The sequence below is a fragment of the Cryobacterium melibiosiphilum genome (genome assembly GCF_003602235.1).
In the GTDB taxonomy this organism is placed as follows: Bacteria; Actinomycetota; Actinomycetes; order Actinomycetales; family Microbacteriaceae; genus Cryobacterium; species Cryobacterium melibiosiphilum.
This window is the reverse complement of sequence record NZ_QZVS01000011.1, coordinates 1-2,504: the sequence shown is the minus strand read 5'-3', so window position 1 is coordinate 2,504 and position 2,504 is coordinate 1. Positions and strand designations below refer to the sequence as shown.

1 protein-coding gene is annotated in these 2,504 nt (G+C 73.7%); it reads right to left on the bottom strand.

All coding sequences use genetic code 11. The features are described from left to right. Positions 1–2,504 (bottom strand): sensor histidine kinase (locus tag D6T64_RS22355; protein WP_119970246.1); only part of this gene is annotated, 2,504 nt, incomplete at both ends.

Here is a 2,504-nt window from a genome sequence, read left to right as displayed (position 1 = left end):
GCCGGGGCGGGCTCGGCGGCCGGGGCGTCGCCGCGGTCGTCGAGCAGGGTGACCTCGACTCCGCGGGCGCGGGCGGCGCGGGCGGCCGTGATGACGGGCTCGACGAAGAGGCAGCGGCCGCGCACGGCGTCGCGCAGGGTGGCCTCGACGGCGAGGAACTCGGCCCGGTCGACGTCGGAGAAGGGGCGGGATCCGGCGATGCGTTCGAGCACCCCGCGGGCCAGGGCGTTGACGCGGGTGAACTGGGCCTCGCGTTCCTCGACCGCGGCGGTGAGGGTGGCTTCCGCGGCGGCGAAGGCGAGGCGGTCCCGGGTCACTCCGCCGAGGGCGGCGGCGAGGCGGCGCAGCTGAAAGATGAAAAACGAGCCGGCGGCGAGCAGGCCGGCGTGCTGGATCAGCAGCGACAGCCCGGCGTAGGGCGACAGGCCCCCGGTGATCGCCCAGATTTCCGCGATGGTGAGGAGTGCGAAGTAGGTCGTCCAGGCCCAGACCGGGCGCCCGCGGCCGACGAGCACGAGCAGGATCACGATGATCGCGCCGAGATTCCAGAACGCCGACGTGTGCACCGGCGTGACCGGCGCCGCCCGCAGAAACACGAACGTCGACGCGACCGTGCAGACCGCGAGGATCAGGCCGGTGCGCACGAGCGGGAGGGGATCCCGCGCGGGCCGGCTGATCCAGACCGCTGCGAACGACACCATCAGAAAGGTGATCAGCTCGAGGGTCAGGCTGCGCCACGACTGCGCGTTCGACACCGCCGCGAGCAGGTGAAGCAGCACGAAGAAGACCAGCATGGTGCGGGTCATGGTCGGCGACAGCCCAAGGAGCCCGGCGAACGGAAGGGTGGGGGCGAGGGTGTTGCCGGGCACGGCGACGGATGCCGGCGGGTCGAGTTGCGGAGATCGTGCCTTCCCGGGCGCACCCAAGGCACGAAGTCCGCGACTCGGCGGGGCGGCCGGCGGGGTGAGGGGCGCAGCGGGCCGGAAGGGGGCATTCGCTGCCTCGGGCTCGAGCTCGGGAGTGGCGTCGGCGGGGCAGGCGGGTGCGGCGGGCCCCGACTCGGCGATGGACGCGGCGGGGCAGGCGGGTGCGGCGGGCTCCGACTCGGGGGCGACCTCGGTGGGGCAGACGGATGCCGCCGGCTTCGGCTCGTAGGCCAGGGTCACGGTGGTGCCGTGGCCGGGCCTGGACCGCACGGCGGCGTGGCCGCCGGGGAGGGCATGCATGCGTCCGAGGATGCTCTGGGCGACGCCGAGGCGGCCGGCGGCGACGGCCTGCCGGTTGAAGCCGACCCCGTCGTCGTGCACGATCAGCCGCAGGCCGCCTGCATCACCGCTGCCCGAATCCCCGCCGCCTGACCCGACACTGCCCAAACGCCCGCCGCCCGAAACCCCACCGCCCGAACCGACACTGCCCACACCCGAGCCGCCCAGCGCGGTCAGTTCAACCCGGCGGGCGACGGATGCCCGCATCGGGCCGCCCGCACTGGCCATGGAGTTGCGCAGAGCCTCGCCGACGGCGCCGAGGAGGGCGGTGGCGGCATCCGTCGGCAGGGTCATGGTGTCGGGCAGGGCAACCCGCAGCGTGGCGCCGGGGGCCAGGTCGGTGACGAGCACCACGAGGCGGTCGGCGAACTCGGCGCCGGACACGGTGACCGGGCCGGACTGGTGGCGCAGGGCGTCGAGCTCGGCGAGGCTCGCCTGCGCCTGCCTCGAGATGGCGGCCCGTTCGGCGCGGCCGAGGCCCGCGATCAGCAGGGTGGAGAGCACGCTGTCGTGCACGAGCGCGTCGATGGTGAGGCGTTCGCGTTTGCGGGCGATCTCGGCGACCCGGGCGGATTCGACCTGCCGCACCGCCTGGGCGGCGAGGTCGATGCTGATCGCCCGGCGCCGGGTCGCCATCGTCAGGCCGACGAAGATGCTCATCAGAAGCAGCAGGTAGAGGCCACTTTCGACACCGACGAGCACACCGCGCGGCTCGTTGGTGGTGAAGCCGCGCACGATGCCGCTCATCACGCAGGCGGTGATCGTATACGCCCAGGCCACGCTGCTGCGCGAGCCGATCGCCACGATCACCACGGCGATCCCGGCGAGGGAGAGGATCCACGGGGTGTCGTTGCTGCTGCCGAGCGGGGCGGCGCGCACGAGCATCCAGAATCCGAGCACGAACAGGTAGGTCACGGCCTCGACGATGCTGAGGGTGCGCAGCAGTTTCAGCGGCGCGCGCTGGGCGAGCACGGCGACCACGACCGGGATGCCGACGACCAGGATCCACGCGGCGACCGCGGCGTTGATGTGCGGCCGGTGCACCTGCGAGAGGAAGGGCGGCACGCTCATGATCGCGAAGAACAGGCCGCCAATGCCGATCGCGCGGTAGAGCAGGCGGGTGGTGCGCTCGCTCGCACCGCCGGGTTCGGCGACGCCAACGCTGAAGGAGCCGGCGCGCGGGAGGCGACGACGGCCGCGCGCGGCGGGCGCGGCGAAGGGGGCGGCGAAGGGGGCGGG